The sequence below is a fragment of the Aromatoleum anaerobium genome (assembly GCF_012910705.2).
In the GTDB taxonomy this organism is placed as follows: Bacteria; Pseudomonadota; Gammaproteobacteria; order Burkholderiales; family Rhodocyclaceae; genus Aromatoleum; species Aromatoleum anaerobium.
The window spans coordinates 567,634-582,793 of the sequence record NZ_WTVG02000038.1 but is presented as its reverse complement, the minus strand read 5'-3'; the positions used below and the strand labels follow the sequence as shown (position 1 = coordinate 582,793).

Here is a 15,160-nt window from a genome sequence, read left to right as displayed (position 1 = left end):
GAACGCCAGCGGCCGGTCGAAGGTCCAATCCGCGGTCTTGATTTCAAATGCCACGGCGCGCGGACGAGCATGCCAAAGCACTTGAAATTCTGCACGTAATGAATTAACCCGGCAAGCATCCATGGCTCTACTTCCAATTCTCCGTTATCCCGATCCGCGGCTGCACAAGCGCGCCGCGCCGGTCGCCGTGGTCGACGATTCGATCCGCCAGCTCGTCAGGGACATGGCCGAAACAATGTACGAGGCGCCCGGCGTCGGTCTTGCGGCGACGCAGGTCGACGTGCACAAGCGGGTCGTCGTGATCGACGTCAGCGAGGACAGGTCGACGCTGCGCGCTTTCATCAACCCCGAAATCCTCGAGAAATCCGGCGAGCAGACGTGCGAGGAAGGCTGTCTCTCGGTGCCGGGCGTCTACGAGAAAGTGACGCGCGCCGAGCGGGTCAAAGTCCGCGCGCTCGACGAGCGTGGCGAACCGTTCGAGCTCGAGGCCGAAGGCCTGCTCGCGGTGTGCATCCAGCACGAGATCGACCACCTCGATGGCCGCGTCTTCGTCGAATACCTTTCGCCGCTCAAACTCGCGCGGATCAAGGCGCGGCTCGCAAAGAAAGCGCGGATCACGGCGTGACGGCCGCCCCCCCGAGGGTCGCGTTCGCCGGCACGCCGGAGTTCGCCGCGGCGGCGCTGGAAGCGATTCTTGCCGCAGGCTTCGAGGTCCCGCTGGTGCTGACCCAGCCCGACCGGCCGGCCGGGCGTGGCATGAAGCTCAGCCCAAGTCCCGTCAAGCAGCTGGCGCTCGCCCGCGGCATCGCCGTGGACCAGCCTGCCAGCCTGCGCGGCGAGGCGCAGCGCGCGACGCTTGCCGCCTGCGCGCCCGACGTGCTGGTGGTGGCAGCGTACGGCCTGATCCTGCCGCGGGCGGTGCTCGACCTGCCGCGGCTCGGCTGCGTGAACATCCACGCCTCGCTGCTGCCGCGCTGGCGCGGGGCCGCGCCGATCCACCGCGCGATCGAAGCCGGCGACACCGAAACCGGCATCACCATCATGCAGATGGACGAGGGGCTCGACACCGGGCCGATGCTGATGAAGCGCGCCGTGCCGATCGGTCCGGCGGACACCACCGGCGCGCTGCACGACCGGCTGGCCGCGCTCGGCGCGCAGATGATCGTCGAAGCGCTGCGCCGCCTGCCGTCGGGCGAGCTCGTCGCGACGCCGCAACCGGCCGAAGGCGCGACCTACGCCGGCAAGATCGGCAAGGCCGAAGCCGTGATCGACTGGCAGCGCGACGCGTCGTCGGTCGCCCGCGCCGTGCGTGCGTTCAACCCGTTCCCGGGCGCGGTCGCAAGCCTGCGGCAGGTGCCGCTCAAGATCTGGTCCGCCGAACCCGTTGCCGGGCACGGGGAACCCGGCACCGTGCTCGCGGCGGATGCCGACGGTGTCGTGGTCGCGTGCGGGACGCAGGCCGTGCGCCTGGCGGAATTGCAGAAACCGGGCAGCCGGCGCCTGGCTGCCGGGGAATTTCTGCGCGGATTCCCGGTCACTGCAGGCGAGCGCTTCGACGGCGCGGTGCGCTGATTGAATATTGCGGCAGCCGCCCCCACCTGAAGGGGCAAGTCCCCTGCAACGTCCAAGGAAGGAAAACGGAACATGTTCGGCAACTGGCTCAAGACCTCGATCCTCATGGCGGGCATCGTCGCGCTGTTCGGCGCCGTCGGTGCGATGATCGGTGGCCGGCAGGGCATGCTGATGGCACTGCTGTTCGGCGGCGCGATGAACGTGTGGGCCTACTGGTTCTCGGACAAGATGGTGCTCAGGATGTACAAGGCGCGCCAGGTCGACGAGACCACCTCGCCGTATCTCTACAACATGGTCCGCGAACTCGCGTTCCGCGCCCAGCTGCCGATGCCGAAGGTCTACATCATCGACGAGGCGCAGCCGAACGCGTTCGCGACCGGCCGCAACCCGGAGAACGCCGCCGTCGCGGCGACAAGCGGCATCATGCGCATGCTGTCCGAGCGCGAGCTGCGCGGCGTGATGGCGCACGAGCTCGCACACGTGAAAAACCGCGACATCCTGATTTCGACGATCTCGGCGACCGTCGCCGGTGCGATCTCGATGCTCGCGCAGTTCGGCATGTTCTTCGGCGGCCGCGACGAGGACCGGCCCAATCCGGTGCTGCAGATCCTGGTGATGATCCTCGCGCCGCTGGCGGCGATGGTGATCCAGATGGCGATCTCGCGCACCCGCGAGTTCGGCGCGGACAGCGGCGGCGCGGCGATCTCGGGCGACCCGGACGCGCTCGCCGATGCGCTGGCGAAAATGGAGGCCTACTCGAAAGGCATCCCGATGCACGCCGCCGAGGCGCACCCCGAAACCGCGCAGATGATGATCGTCAATCCGCTGTCCGGCGGCGGCCTGCGCGGCCTGTTCTCGACGCACCCGTCGACCCAGGAGCGCATCGCGCGCCTGCGCAGCATGGTCCGCGCCTGAGCCCGGACTCCGCCCGTAAAACTCGATCCACCGGCTCCCCCGAGGGCAAACGCATGTTCCGGACCGTGCGCCCGGCGGGCGGCGGATCGTCCGGACGCGTCGCCTGTCCGGCATCGTCGAGTATCATCCGTTACTGATTGAAGGGTAGAGGCCGCCGCATTTGGCAGCCGCCTGCTACCGGGAGGCAGGATGCAGCGCGACCACGCCGAGCCGGCGCTCGAGCCGGCGAGAGCCGCGGAATTCAACTGGCAGGCCCATTCGATCCTCGTCGTCGATGACGACGAGGGCACGCGTGGCTTCCTGGAGCGGGCGCTGCGTCCGCGCTGCGGCCTCGTCGAGGTCGCGCGCGACGCCGAGCAGGCGGCGCGCCTGATGGCGCGGCTGCACTTCGACCTGCTGATCCTCGACATCGCGCTGCCGGGCAAATCGGGCCTCGCGTGGCTGCACGAATTGCGCGAACACGGTTTCACGGGCGACGCGATCCTGGTCGCCGCGTTCGCCGACCTCGATACCGCGATCGCCGCGCTGCGCGGCGGCGCCTCGGATTTCCTCCTCAAGCCGTTCCGCGTCGAGCAGATCCTCAATTCGGTCAGGAACTGCTTTCAGCGCGCTCACCTCGCCCGCGAGAACTTCGTGCTGCGGCGCGAGCTTGCCGGCTTGGGCGGCGAGGTCAGCAACGGCCTGGTGGGTCGTTCGGACGCGATGCAGCAGCTGCGTGAGGTACTGCGCCGCGTCGCGCAGACAGCGAGCACGGTGCTGCTGCTGGGCGAGTCCGGCACCGGCAAGGAAGTGGCAGCGCGCGCGCTGCACGAGATGAGTCCGCGGGCGCGGCGGCCGTTCGTGCCGGTGAATTGCGCCGCGATCGCCTCGGAGCTGATCGAGAGCGAGCTCTTCGGCCACATCCGGGGAGCTTTTACCGGCGCCACCGAGAGCCGCAACGGGCTGTTCCATTATGCCCACGGCGGCACGCTGTTCCTCGACGAGATCGGCGAGCTGCCGCTGGCGCTGCAGACGCGGCTGCTGCGCGTGCTCGAGGAGCGCCGCCTGCGGCCGGTCGGGTCGGAGCGCGAGGTGCCGGTCGATGTGCGCATCATCGCCGCGTCGAATCGCGACCTGGCCACCGAGGTCGCGGCCGGCCGCTTCCGCGAGGACCTGTATTTCCGTCTCGCGGTCGTCGATATCCTGATCCCGCCGCTGCGCGAACGCGCCGAAGACATCCCGGACCTGCTCCATCACTTCATGGACCTGCTGACGATGCAGCTCGCGGTCCCGGCGCTCGCGGTCCCGGAGGCGCTGCTCGCGCGGCTGGCACAGTACCGTTGGCCGGGCAACGTGCGCGAATTGCGCAACTTCGTCGAACGTTCGCTGATCCTCGGCACATTTCCGCCGGAGGCGCCGAACCTGCGCGGCGATGCGCTGCCGGTCGGCGGTGACCTGTCGCTCGGCGAAGTCGAGAAGCGCCATATCCTGCGCATGCTCGAAGCGTGTGGCGGGAACAAGTCCGAAGCGGCACGCCGGCTCGGCGTTTCGCGCAAGACGCTGGAGCGCAAGTGCGCCGAGTGGGACGAATCGCTGACCTGAAAGGACCGCGCGCATGAAAGTGATCGGATTCGCCGGCTGGTCCGGCAGCGGCAAGACGTCGCTGATCGAGCGCGTCATCGCCGTGCTCGATGCGCGCGGGCTCGCGGTGTCGCTGATCAAGCATGCGCATCACCGCTTCGACATCGACCATGTGGGCAAGGACTCGTGGCGCCACCGCCGTGCCGGCTGCCGCGAAGTGCTCGTGAGTTCCGCGCGGCGCTGGTCGCTGATGCGCGAGCTGCGCGACGAGCCGGAGCTGCCGCTCGACGCACTGCTCGGCAAGCTTTCCGACTGTGACCTCGTGCTCGTCGAGGGTTTCAAGCACGCCGTGGTGCCGAAGATCGAGGTCTATCGCGCCGAAGTCGGCGAACCGCTGCTGTTTCCGCACGATCCGCACATCGTCGCGATCGCCACCGATGTCGACCTCGACACGGCCCTGCCGCGCCTCGACCTCAACGATCCGCAGGCCGTTGCCGATTTCATCGTCGCTTACGCCTTCGCAAACGCCTTTACAGCGGCAGCACGTGCCCCAGGGACGTGAGGTCGTAGCCGCCGAGCCGCGCGGCGAGATGGCGCAGGTCCGGCGCGCCGAGCCTCGCGAGCAACTGCTGGAACAGATGACGGAAAAACACTTCCCTGGGTAAGGCGACGTCAAGCGCTGCCCAGCCGAGCGCGAGGAACGCGAGCCCGGCCTCGGTGGCGGCAGCGCGGCTGCCGGGGGCGCAATCGGCCTCATCGCGCGCCAGCAGCGCCACCGCATCCCGTTCGCTGCGCGCGGTCGTGACCGCGTTGCAGTCTTCGGCGCGAAGGCCGCGGTCGGTCAGCGCCGAAGCAAGGAAGTGCTGCGAGCCCGATCCTGCCCGGCGCATCGCCCAGCGCACCTCCTGCCCTGCGAGCCTCTCGAGCGGCTGGCCCGCGAAGCTCGGGCGCAGCAGCACGCCCTGTTCGCGCAACGCGAGGCGCACGAGCGTCCAGCGCGCGTGGCCGGGGTAGCCGCGCAGCAGCGTCGCGTGCTGCGCAAGGCTGTGCTGCGCGTCGCCCCAGTGCAGCAGGCTCAGCTCGACGCGCCGCCGTGCGAGCTGCTCGACGCCCGGCAGCGTCCCGGTCGCGCTGTAGGCGACCAGCGCCTGTGCGCCGAGGTCCGGGGCGAGGGCATCGACCGCTGCGGCAAGCAGCGGGTCGTCGCTGCCGGCGATCAGCAGGCGGTCGGTGAACAGGCCTCCGTGCGCCTGTTCGAGCAGCCAGTCGTCGAGGAGCTGGCGCGGGAACAGCCATTTGCCGCCGATGCGCGCCGCCGGAATCTCGCGGCTGTTGGCGAGCTCGTAGAGTTTCTTCTCGTTCAGGTGCAGATAGGCCGCAGCCTGCTTCGCCGTCAGGCACGGGCTTTCGAGGGCCGCGCCGCTGTCGGTCGCGCTCATCGGTCGAAGCTTTGCAGCTCGCCCCGCGTGTTGATGTTGCGAAACGCGTCTTCCTCGTCGTCGAAGCGCACTTCGACGACTTTCAGCGTCGCATACCACGCGTCGACCTTGCGGCCGCCGCCGGCGAGGTAGGCTTCCAGATGCGCCAGCAGGTCGCGTCGGCACAGGCAGAACACCGGGTGCGGCTGGTCGAAAGTGCGCGCGACGGCGAGCTCGGCATCGGCGTCGGCGAGCCCGGCGTGCAGCCGCGCGACGAGGTCGGCCGACAGGAACGGCGAATCGCACGGGGCGGTCGCGACGAGCGGATGCTGCGCGCGCGCGAGCCCCGCGTGCAGCCCGGCGAGCGGGCCGACGAAGCCGCCGATGTCGTCGGCAAACACCGGGTGACCGAAGGCGGCATAGCGCTCGGCGTTCTGGTTCGCGTTGATGATCAGCTCGTCGACCTGCGGACGCAGCCGTTCGAGCACCCAGTCGACCATCGGCCGGCCGCGTAGCGCGACGAGTCCCTTGTCGACGCCGCCCATGCGCCGGCCCTGTCCGCCGGCGAGCACGACGCCGGTGATTTTCTCGCGCGGCGCGCTCATCGCGTGAAGCGCTCCGCGCCGGTGAACAGCAGGTAATGCCGGCCCTGCGCGCGACCGATCATCGTCAGGCCGATGCGCCGCGCGATCTCCCAGCCCATCTGCGTGAGGCCCGAGCGCGAGACGAGAAACGGGATGCCCATCTGCGCGGTCTTGATGACCATCTCCGACGTCAACCGGCCGGTCGTGTAGAAGATCTTGTCGCTGCCGTCGAGCCCTTCGAGCCACATCCGGCCGGCGATCGCGTCGACCGCGTTGTGGCGGCCGACGTCCTCGACGAACATCAGGATCCCGCAGCCGTCGCCTTCGCCCGCGGCGAGCGCGCAGCCGTGCACGGCGCCCGCCTGCTTGTAGACCGACTCGTGGTGGCGCACCGCTTCCATCAGCGCGTACAGCGTTGCCTGCGACAGGCGGCGGTCAGGGGGCAGATGGATCGTGTCGATTTCGTCCATCAGGCCGCCGAATACCGTCCCCTGGCCGCAGCCGGTCGTCACCGTGCGGCTGCCGAGGCGCTCGTCGGCATCCTTGATCCCGGAGCGCGTCGTCACCGCGACCGCGTCGGTTTCCCAGTCGACCTGCACCGAGGCGATGTCGTCGAGGCTGTCGACGAGCCGCTGGTTGCGCAGCCAGCCGATCGCGAGCGCTTCGGGTGCGGCGCCGAGCGTCATCAGCGTGACGATCTCGCGGCGGTCGACATACAGCGTCAACGGGTATTCGCCGGCAATCGGCGTCGGCACGACGTCGCCGGCCTCGTTGCGGGCCGGGATCGTGACCGTCAGCGGCCGGCTGGCGTGGCTGAGAGTCGGACGACGCGTGGCGTTAGCGGGAGAGCTGCTCATCGAAGGCGCAAGGTCGCACGGGAAAATCCCATTCTAGTCTCAACGCGGCGCCTCGCCGCAAGCGGGAGCCGCGATCGCGCGGCGCCGATTTTCCGGGCGCCGCCGCTCACGTATGCTGTGCGGCATCGCGCCCCGCCGGAGCAGGACCATGGACCGCTTTCCGATCGCCGTGATCATCGAGCGCCGCCGCCTCGACAACCGCTGGGTCGACGAGGCCTGGGAAGCCGTCGGCGTCGTGCCGGCTTTCGACGATGCGCAGCCGGCGATGCGGCAGATCGTCGCCGAAACCGACCGCGACCAGTTCCGCGTCGGCGGCTTCGCGCTCGAACTGTTCCGCGACGAAGCCGCCAACTATTTCCTCAATCTCAGCTCTCCGGTGCCGAAAGTGTTCGTGATGTGGCGCCTGGAAGGCGGCGTCGCGCGGCCGGCAACGGTCACCGCGAGCTACGGCGAAGCGGCGCGGCTGCTCGACTCCGGCGAGCAGGTCGATGGCGTGCCGATGTCGCGCGAGATTGCCGACTGGGTCGGCGCGTTCGTGAACCGCCACTACGAGCCTGCGCCGCGCAAGAAGATCCGGCGCAACGATCCGCTCGCGCAGGATCGCGAACAGCCATGACGACGCCGGCGCGCTTTCTCGAACGCTGGTCGCGGCTCAAGCGCCGCGGCGACGACGCGTCGGCGTCGGCCGCAGGCGCGCCTGACGAGATCGCGCCGGGCGGGGAAACCGCAACGCCGGCCGACGCCAGTCTTCGTGCCGAAGCCGGCGAGCCCCAGCCGGGAGTGGCGCGTGGCGCAGACGCGCCAGTGGTCGATCCGGCCGCCGCAGCGTTGCTGCCGCCGATCGACACGCTCGACCTCGACGCCGATTTCACCGGTTTCCTGAAGAAGGAAGTCGGCGAGCCGCTGCGCCGCGCGGCATTGCGCAAGCTCTTCAGCGATCCTCACTTCAATCGCATGGACGGCCTCGATACGTATATCGGCGACTATTCGGCTGCCGATCCGATTCCGCCGGACGTGATGAAACGACTGCGGCAGTTCCGGACTTTTTTCGGCGACGAGCAGGACGAGGACGGGCGGCCTGCTGCGCCGGTCCCCGGCCCAGGCGCTGCGGAGCCCGATCCTGATGCCGGGGCGGGGGTTGCGGCCGATGCCGAGGGCGGAACCGGGGCAGACGCCGCGCCGCCCGCTTCTGCCGATGGCCCGCGTCCCCCCGAAGGGTGTGCGGGCGCGAGCCGCAACCCGGCAAGTGCGGAGGGCGATACCGGCAGCGCCTGCGCCGGTCGCTGAACCGAAAGGCGCGCCAGCGCTCTCCGGATGCGACACTTTGGGGCGCGAAGGACAAATTGTCGCCCGGTCGCCCGCTTCGGGGCTCTTGCCGCGGAAAATCGCTCCGTTGCGGTTCGCATTCTGCCGCGATCACGGGTATCGCCCATGCTTCGGTCCGATATCCGACACGAAGACTTCCACGATGCCGACAGGCCGCAGGCAGATAAAACTCTGCGATTGCAATCGCAGTTCGACGCTCGACGCGGCCGCGCTCGCCAGTGCGATCGGCGCCGACAAACCGCTCCGGGTTCACCATGAACTGTGCCGCCGCGAGATCGCCGTGGTCGAAGCGGCGCTTGCCGACGGCGATGTGCTGGTCGGCTGTACGCAGGAGGCCGCGCTGTTCGCGCAGCTTGCCGCGGACGCCCCGTCACGCATCGATTTCCTGAACCTGCGCGAGAACGCCGGCTGGTCGGTCGAAGCGCCGGCGGCGACGCCGAAAATCGCCGCGTTGCTCGCCGCGGCGCTGCTGCCCGAAGCCGATCCGGTCCCCGGCGTCACGCTCGCGGCGGGCAGCGCGCTGCTGATCATCGGCGAAGCGGGCGCGGCGCTCGGCTGGGCCGAACGCCTGCAGACCCGTTTCGAAGTCGCGGTGCTGATGACCGGCGCAACGCCGGACGCCGAACTGCCGGCCGAGCGCCGCTATCCCGTCTGGTCGGGGAGCGACGTGCGCATCGCCGGGCATCTGGGCGCTTTCGACGTCGCCTGGACGCAGGGCAACCCGATCGACCTCGACTTGTGCGTGCGCTGCAACGCCTGCATCCGGGCCTGTCCCGAAGGCGCGATCGGCTGGGACTACCAGGTCGATTCGTCGCGCTGCCGGTCGCACCGCAGCTGCGTGACGGCGTGCGGCACCGTCGGCGCAATCGACTTCGCGCGCCGCGACACGACCCGCGAAAGCCGTTTCGATCTCGTGCTCGATCTCTCCTCCGCGCCGCTGATCCGGCGCGTCGAGCTGCCGCATGGATACGCCGCCCCCGGACGTGATCCGCTCGAGCAGGCTCTTGCGGCGCAGGCGCTCGCGGAGCTCGTCGGCGAGTTCGAAAAGCCGCGCTATGTCGCGCTCGAAGCGCGGCTGTGCGCGCACGGGCGTTCGAGAAAGCGCGGCTGTTCGAACTGCGTCGAAGCCTGTGCGGCCGAAGCGATCTCCTCCGCGGGCGATACCGTGCGCGTCGACCCGTACCTGTGCCAGGGCTGCGGCAGCTGCTCGACGGTCTGCCCGAGCGGCGCGCTGGCGTCGCACTATCCGCGCGTCGAAGATGTCGGAATGCGCGTCAGGACCGTGCTCGCGACGTATCGCGATGCCGGCGGCGAGGCGCCGTGTGTGCTGTTCCATTCGACCGGTGCCGGGCGAGCGCTGATCGACCGGCTCGCGCGCCGCGGCAAAGGCCTGCCGGCGCGGGTGATCCCGCTCGAAACCTGGAGCGCCGATTCGGTCGGCCTCGAGCTGCTACTCGGCAGCATCGCGCTCGGGGCCTGCCAGGTCGCGGTGCTCGCGGCCGGCACGCACGATCCGGGCGTGCTGCGCGTCCCGGCTGCCCAGGGCGCGGCGATCCTCGCCGGGCTCGGCTACGCCGGCGAGCATTTCCGCGTCGTCGAGGCCGACGACTGGCCGGCGCTCGAGGCGGCGCTGTGGGACTGGGCTCCGGCAAGCGGGGCGAGCCGGCCCGCAATGTTCCACCTGCCGGGCCGCAAGCGCGACGCGCTGGAGCTCTCGATCCGGCATTTGCTCGCGGTCGCGCCGCAGCCGGTGGCGGAGATTCCGCTCGCCGCGGGGGCGCCGTTCGGCACGGTTTCGGTCAGCGACGCCTGCACGCTGTGCATGTCCTGCGTCGGCGCCTGCCCGAGCGGTGCGCTGAGCGCGGCAAGCGACGCGATGCGGCTGGGCTTCATCGAGAAAAGCTGCGTGCAGTGCGGCCTGTGCGCGGCGTCCTGTCCGGAAAACGCCGTCACCCTCATGCCGCGCCTGCTCCTCGACGAGTCGGCACGACGCACCGTGCCGCTGAAGGAAGCCGAAATCTTCCATTGCATCCGCTGTGCGCAGCCGATGGGGGCAAAGCCGCTCATCGACGCGATGTTCACGCGCCTCGCGAGCCATTCGATGTTCGCCGGCGAGGCCGAGCGCCGCCGCCTGCACATGTGCGGCGACTGCCGCGTCGTCGATCTGATGCACAGCGAAAACGGCCTCAAGGCCTGGGACATGACCGAATGAGCGCATCGCAAGCCGCCATCCTCCACGAGCCCGAGTCCGCCATGTCCTCTGCGCTGCCCGCGAGCGCCGAGGACAACGCGCGCGCCGAGCACTACGCGCTGCTGGCCCGCCTGTTTTTCGCGCCCCCCGATGCGCCGCTGCTCGCCGCGCTCGCCGCTGCCGGCGACGTCTTTGGCGGCGGCAATTTGCCGTTCGCCCACTCGCCCTTTGGCGTCGCGTGGGCGGAGCTCGCGGACGCCGCACGACACACCGACGCCCGGAGCGTGCACGACGAATACGAAGCGCTGTTCCAGGGCATCGGCCGGCCCGAAGTGATGCTGTACGGCTCGTTCTATCTCGCCGGCTTCCTGATGGAAGAGCCGCTCGCGGATCTGCGTGACGACCTCGCCGGACTCGGCCTCGCCCGCCGCGGCGGCGTCACGGAAACCGAGGACCACGTCGCCGTGCTCGCCGAAGTGATGCGCCATCTCGTCGTCAGCGGCGCGGATGCAGCCGGCCTCGCGCGCCAGCGGGCATTCTTCACGCGCCATCTGCAACCGTGGTACGCCCGCCTGGCCGATGCGCTGGCGGCGGCGCCGCAAGCGTCTTTCTATGCCCGGGTCGGCGCGCTGGCGCGGGCGTTCTTCGATGTCGAGAGCGAAGCTTTCGCAATGGATTAGGCCGCGCGAGTCCGCGTTTACAGGCTTCGGACCCGGCGAACGCGCCCGGCGACCGGTTTTGGGAGAAAGGGACATGGAAAGCAACATGGACGACCGAAAACCCGCACTGCAGCGTCGCCATTTCCTGCTGACGCTCGGCGCGGGAGGCGTCGCCGCAGCGGCCGCTGTTGCCGCGGCCGCGGGCAAGACGGTGCCCGAAGCGGCGGCGGTCGTCGATGCGGCTGCGACGTCCGCGCGTGACGCCGGCGTCAGCGAACACATGCGCAGTTACTACCGCAGCGCCCGGATCTAGGGAGAACACGCGATGCTCATCAAGAAGAGTGCCGCCCCCGGCAACGCCTCCCGGCAGTTGCCCGGCCCGGTTGCCCGGCATCTGGGCGCCACGATGGACCGGCGCGCGTTCCTCAGGCGGTCCGGCCTCGGCGCCGGGGCGGGCGTGCTCGCGGCGCAGCTGCCCTACAACCTGATCGGCAGCGCGGATGCTGCGAATCCGGGGGCGCAGTCCGCGACCGGCGGCGAGGAAGTGCGCCGCACCGTCTGCACGCACTGCTCGGTCGGCTGCGCGATCGACGCGATCGTGAAGAACGGCGTGTGGGTGCGCCAGGAGCCGGTGTTCGACTCGCCGATCAACCTCGGCGCGCACTGTGCGAAAGGCGCCTCGGTGCGCGAGCACGGCCACGGCGAGCACCGGCTGAAATATCCGATGAAGCTCGTCGACGGCAAATACCAGAAGATCAGCTGGGAGCAGGCAATAAACGAGGTCGGCGACCGGCTGCTGAAAATCCGCGCGGAATCCGGTCCCGACGCGGTGTACTGGATCGGCTCGAGCAAGCACAGCAACGAGCAGGCCTACCTGATGCGCAAGTTCGTGTCCTTCTTCGGCACGAACAACATGGACCACCAGGCGCGCATCTGCCACTCGACCACCGTCGCCGGCGTTGCCAACACCTGGGGCTACGGCGCGATGACGAACTCCTACAACGACATGCAGAACGCGCGAGCGATGCTGTTCATCGGCTCGAACGCGGCCGAAGCGCACCCGGTGTCGCTGCTGCACATCCTGCATGCGAAGGAGACCGGCGCGAAGATGATCGTCGTCGACCCGCGTTTCACGCGCACCGCGGCGAAAGCGGACTATTACGCGCGCATCCGCTCGGGCACCGACATCCCGTTCATCTGGGGCATGCTGTACCACATTTTCGAGAACGGTTGGGAAGACCGGGAATACATCCGCCAGCGCGTCTACGGCCTCGACAAGGTGCGCGAGGAAGTCATGAAATGGACGCCGGACAAGGTGCTCGAAGTCACCGGCATTGCGGAGGAGCAGGTCTACACGATCGCCGAGATGCTGGCGAAGAACAAACCTTCGACGGTCGTGTGGTGCATGGGCCAGACGCAGCATACCGTCGGCAACGGCAACGTGCGCGCGATGTGCATTTTGCAGCTCGTGCTCGGCAATGTCGGCGTCTCGGGCGGCGGCACGAACATTTTCCGCGGTCACGACAACGTGCAGGGCGCGACCGACGTCGGCCCGAACCCGGATTCGCTGCCGGGTTACTACGGGCTCGCCACGGGTTCATGGCAGCACTGGTGCCGCGTCTGGGGCGTCGATTACGAGTGGGTCAAGAGCCGCTACGCGTCCGAAGAGCTGATGACGAAGTCCGGCATCACGGTGTCGCGCTGGATCGACGGCGTGCTCGAGAACCCGGCCGACATCGACCAGCCGGGCAACCTGCGCGCGGTCGTCTACTGGGGCCATGCACCGAACTCGCAGACGCGCGGCGCCGAGATGGTCGAGGCGATGAAGAAGCTCGACACGCTCGTCGTCATCGATCCTTACCCGTCGGCGACCGCATCGATGGCCGCGATGGTCAGGAAGGACGGCGTGTATCTGCTGCCGGCCGCGACGCAGTTCGAGACCTCGGGCTCGGCGACCGCGTCGAACCGTTCGCTGCAGTGGCGCGAGAAAGTCATCGAGCCGCTGTTCGAATCGAAGCCCGACCAGACCATCATGTACGCGTTCGCGAGGAAATTCGGCTTTGCCGACGAGCTCGTGAAGAACATCAAGCTCGTCAAGGACAAGCAGGGCTGGGACGAGCCGGAGCCGGAGGACATCCTGCGCGAGATCAACCGCGGCACGTGGACGATCGGCTACACCGGCCAGTCGCCCGAGCGGCTGAAACTCCATATGCAGAACATGCACACGTTTGACGTCAAGACCTTGCGCGCCCACGGCGGACCGTGCGATGGCGACTATTTCGGCTTGCCCTGGCCGTGCTACGGCAACCCGGAGCTCAAGCATCCCGGCACGCCGAACCTGTACGACACCTCCAAGCACGTCATGGAAGGGGGCGGCAATTTCCGCGCCAATTTCGGCGTCGAGAAGGACGGCGTGTCGCTGCTCGCCGAGGACGGCTCGGCGTCGAAAGGTGCCGAACTGCAGATGGGCTACCCCGAGTTCGACGACGTGCTGTTGAAGAAGCTCGGCTGGTGGGACGAACTCACCGATGCCGAGAAAGCCGCGGCCGAAGGCAGGAACTGGAAGACGGACCTGTCGGGCGGCATCATCCGCGTCGCGATGCAGAACCACGGCATGCATCCGTTCGGCAACGCGAAGGCGCGCGCGCTGGTGTGGAACTTCCCTGATCCGGTGCCGCTGCACCGCGAGCCGATCTACTCGCCGCGCCCCGACCTCGTCGACAAGTACCCGACGCACGAGGACAAGATGAAGTTCTGGCGTCTGCCGACGCTGTACAAGACGCTGCAGGACAAGGTCCGCGACATCTCGAAGGAATACCCGCTGATCATGACTTCGGGACGCCTCGTCGAATACGAAGGTGGCGGCGAGGAGACGCGCTCGAACCCGTGGCTCGCCGAGCTGCAGCAGGAGATGTTCGCCGAGGTGAACCCGAAGGATGCCAACGACGCGGGTTTCCGCAACGGCGACTACATCTGGGTCGAGTCGCCGACCAAGGCGCGGCTCAAGGTGCGCGCGCAGGTCACGCAGCGCGTCGCGCCCGGCACCGTGTTCCTGCCGTTCCACTTCTCCGGCTGGTGGCAGGGCCGCGACATGCTGGAATTCTATCCCGAGGGCGCGGCGCCGATCGTGCGCGGCGAAGCGGTCAACACCGCGACAACCTACGGTTACGACTCCGTGACGATGATGCAGGAAACCAAGACGACGCTGTGCCGCGTGAGCAAGGCCTGACCGAGGGAGAGCGATATGGCACGCATGAAATTCCTGTGTGACGCCGAGCGCTGCATCGAATGCAACGGCTGCGTCACGGCCTGCAAGAACGAGCACGAAGTGCCGTGGGGCGTCAATCGCCGGCGCGTCGTCACGATCAACGACGGCGTGCCGGGCGAGCGCTCGATGTCGGTCGCGTGCATGCACTGCTCGGATGCGCCGTGCATCGCGGTGTGTCCGACGAACGTGATCTATCACACCGAGGAAGGCGTCGTGCTGCACGACAAGGACGGCTGCATCGGCTGCGGCTACTGCTTCTACGCCTGTCCGTTCGGCGCGCCGCAGTTTCCGAACGGCCCGGCTGCGTTCGGCGCGCGCGGCAAGATGGACAAATGCACGTTCTGCGCCGGCGGTCCGGAAGAAAATCACTCCGACGCCGAGTTCGAGAAGTACGGCCGCAACCGGCTCGCCCAGGGCAAGTTGCCGCTGTGCGCCGAGATGTGCTCGACGAAAGCGCTGCTCGCCGGCGACGCGGCCGAGCTGTCCGACATCTTCCGCGAACGCGCGCTGCGGCGCGGCAAAGGGTTCGAGGCGTGGGGCTGGATGACCGCGTATGGCAAGGACAAGGAGGAAGCGAAATGAAGCCGCGTTTTCCGCTCGGTCTGCCGGCAGCCGTCGCGGCGTTCGTGCTGCTGGCCGGCTGCAGCGAAGAGCCGCAGGTCGTGCAGTACGAGCAGGGCAAATACCAGGGCAAGACCGATTCGCGGCCGTGGGAGGGCGGCGCGTTCAACGGCGACAAGACAGCCTGGGAGCGCGCGCTGCACGACCGCGTCCGCAGCCAGAACGAATACCGGCGGGTCGAGTGAGGAG

At 68.7% G+C, this 15,160-nt stretch carries 16 protein-coding genes; 13 read left to right on the top strand and 3 right to left on the bottom strand.

Annotated elements, in window-relative coordinates; all coding sequences use genetic code 11:
• Nucleotides 1-121: 121 nt before the first annotated feature.
• The 5 genes from def to mobB all read left to right on the top strand — a co-directional run bounded on the left by def (nt 122) and on the right by mobB (nt 4,609).
• Nucleotides 122-625 carry a peptide deformylase gene (def, locus tag GO606_RS11685; RefSeq protein ID WP_169116902.1) on the top strand — a complete coding sequence of 168 codons (504 nt, stop codon included), beginning with the start codon at nt 122-124 and terminating at the stop codon, nt 623-625.
• The gene (gene fmt, locus GO606_RS11680) at nt 622-1,572 is read left to right on the top strand and encodes a methionyl-tRNA formyltransferase (RefSeq protein WP_169116903.1); all 951 of its coding nucleotides are present in this window, start codon (nt 622-624) and stop codon (nt 1,570-1,572) included. Before def ends, fmt begins: the two co-directional genes overlap by 4 nt.
• A gap of 72 nt (nt 1,573-1,644) precedes the next feature.
• Nucleotides 1,645-2,487 (top strand): zinc metalloprotease HtpX, encoded by an 843-nt coding sequence (gene htpX / locus GO606_RS11675; protein WP_169116904.1) that lies wholly within the window; start codon nt 1,645-1,647, stop codon nt 2,485-2,487.
• Between the two features lie 189 nt (nt 2,488-2,676).
• Nucleotides 2,677-4,068 (top strand): sigma-54-dependent transcriptional regulator, encoded by a 1,392-nt coding sequence (locus GO606_RS11670; RefSeq protein ID WP_169116905.1) that lies wholly within the window; start codon nt 2,677-2,679, stop codon nt 4,066-4,068.
• A 13-nt stretch (nt 4,069-4,081) separates the two neighbouring features.
• On the top strand, nt 4,082-4,609 hold the full coding sequence (gene mobB, locus GO606_RS11665) for a molybdopterin-guanine dinucleotide biosynthesis protein B (RefSeq protein WP_169116906.1): 528 nt from the start codon (nt 4,082-4,084) through the stop codon (nt 4,607-4,609).
• Here the strand turns inward: mobB and GO606_RS11660 are convergent.
• The 3 genes from GO606_RS11660 to GO606_RS11650 are packed head-to-tail and all read right to left on the bottom strand — an operon-like array spanning nt 4,578 to nt 6,906.
• Nucleotides 4,578-5,486 carry a helix-turn-helix transcriptional regulator gene (locus GO606_RS11660; protein WP_169116907.1) on the bottom strand — a complete coding sequence of 303 codons (909 nt, stop codon included), beginning with the start codon at nt 5,484-5,486 and terminating at the stop codon, nt 4,578-4,580. The genes mobB and GO606_RS11660 overlap by 32 nt on opposite strands.
• On the bottom strand, nt 5,483-6,070 hold the full coding sequence (mobA, locus tag GO606_RS11655; protein WP_169116908.1) for a molybdenum cofactor guanylyltransferase MobA: 588 nt from the start codon (nt 6,068-6,070) through the stop codon (nt 5,483-5,485). Before mobA ends, GO606_RS11660 begins: the two co-directional genes overlap by 4 nt.
• Nucleotides 6,067-6,906: a formate dehydrogenase accessory sulfurtransferase FdhD gene (locus GO606_RS11650; protein ID WP_169116909.1), complete on the bottom strand. Its 840-nt coding sequence runs from the start codon at nt 6,904-6,906 to the stop codon at nt 6,067-6,069. The genes mobA and GO606_RS11650 overlap by 4 nt, the downstream gene beginning before the upstream one ends.
• A gap of 148 nt (nt 6,907-7,054) precedes the next feature.
• Between GO606_RS11650 and GO606_RS11645 the strand changes: the two genes are divergently transcribed.
• The 8 genes from GO606_RS11645 to GO606_RS11610 all read left to right on the top strand — a co-directional run bounded on the left by GO606_RS11645 (nt 7,055) and on the right by GO606_RS11610 (nt 15,156).
• Nucleotides 7,055-7,522, top strand: a complete 468-nt coding sequence (locus GO606_RS11645; protein ID WP_169116910.1) for a DUF3305 domain-containing protein — start codon at nt 7,055-7,057, stop codon at nt 7,520-7,522.
• The gene (locus GO606_RS11640; protein WP_169116911.1) at nt 7,519-8,193 is read left to right on the top strand and encodes a DUF3306 domain-containing protein; all 675 of its coding nucleotides are present in this window, start codon (nt 7,519-7,521) and stop codon (nt 8,191-8,193) included. The genes GO606_RS11645 and GO606_RS11640 overlap by 4 nt, the downstream gene beginning before the upstream one ends.
• A gap of 181 nt (nt 8,194-8,374) precedes the next feature.
• Entirely contained in the window at nt 8,375-10,444 is a 2,070-nt protein-coding gene (locus tag GO606_RS11635; RefSeq protein WP_169116912.1) for a 4Fe-4S dicluster domain-containing protein, read from the top strand.
• Nucleotides 10,441-11,103 (top strand): TorD/DmsD family molecular chaperone, encoded by a 663-nt coding sequence (locus GO606_RS11630; RefSeq protein ID WP_425532207.1) that lies wholly within the window; start codon nt 10,441-10,443, stop codon nt 11,101-11,103. Before GO606_RS11635 ends, GO606_RS11630 begins: the two co-directional genes overlap by 4 nt.
• Nucleotides 11,104-11,176: 73 nt before the next feature.
• Nucleotides 11,177-11,395 carry a hypothetical protein gene (locus tag GO606_RS11625; protein ID WP_211166451.1) on the top strand — a complete coding sequence of 73 codons (219 nt, stop codon included), beginning with the start codon at nt 11,177-11,179 and terminating at the stop codon, nt 11,393-11,395.
• A 12-nt stretch (nt 11,396-11,407) separates the two neighbouring features.
• Entirely contained in the window at nt 11,408-14,311 is a 2,904-nt protein-coding gene (locus GO606_RS11620; protein WP_169116913.1) for a formate dehydrogenase subunit alpha, read from the top strand.
• A 15-nt stretch (nt 14,312-14,326) separates the two neighbouring features.
• A complete protein-coding gene (fdh3B, locus tag GO606_RS11615) occupies nt 14,327-14,932 on the top strand; it encodes a formate dehydrogenase FDH3 subunit beta (protein ID WP_169116914.1) in 606 nt (201 codons plus the stop codon).
• Complete coding sequence (locus GO606_RS11610; RefSeq protein ID WP_169116915.1) at nt 14,929-15,156, top strand: hypothetical protein; 228 nt, start codon at nt 14,929-14,931, stop codon at nt 15,154-15,156. The genes fdh3B and GO606_RS11610 overlap by 4 nt, the downstream gene beginning before the upstream one ends.
• Nucleotides 15,157-15,160 lie beyond the last annotated feature (4 nt).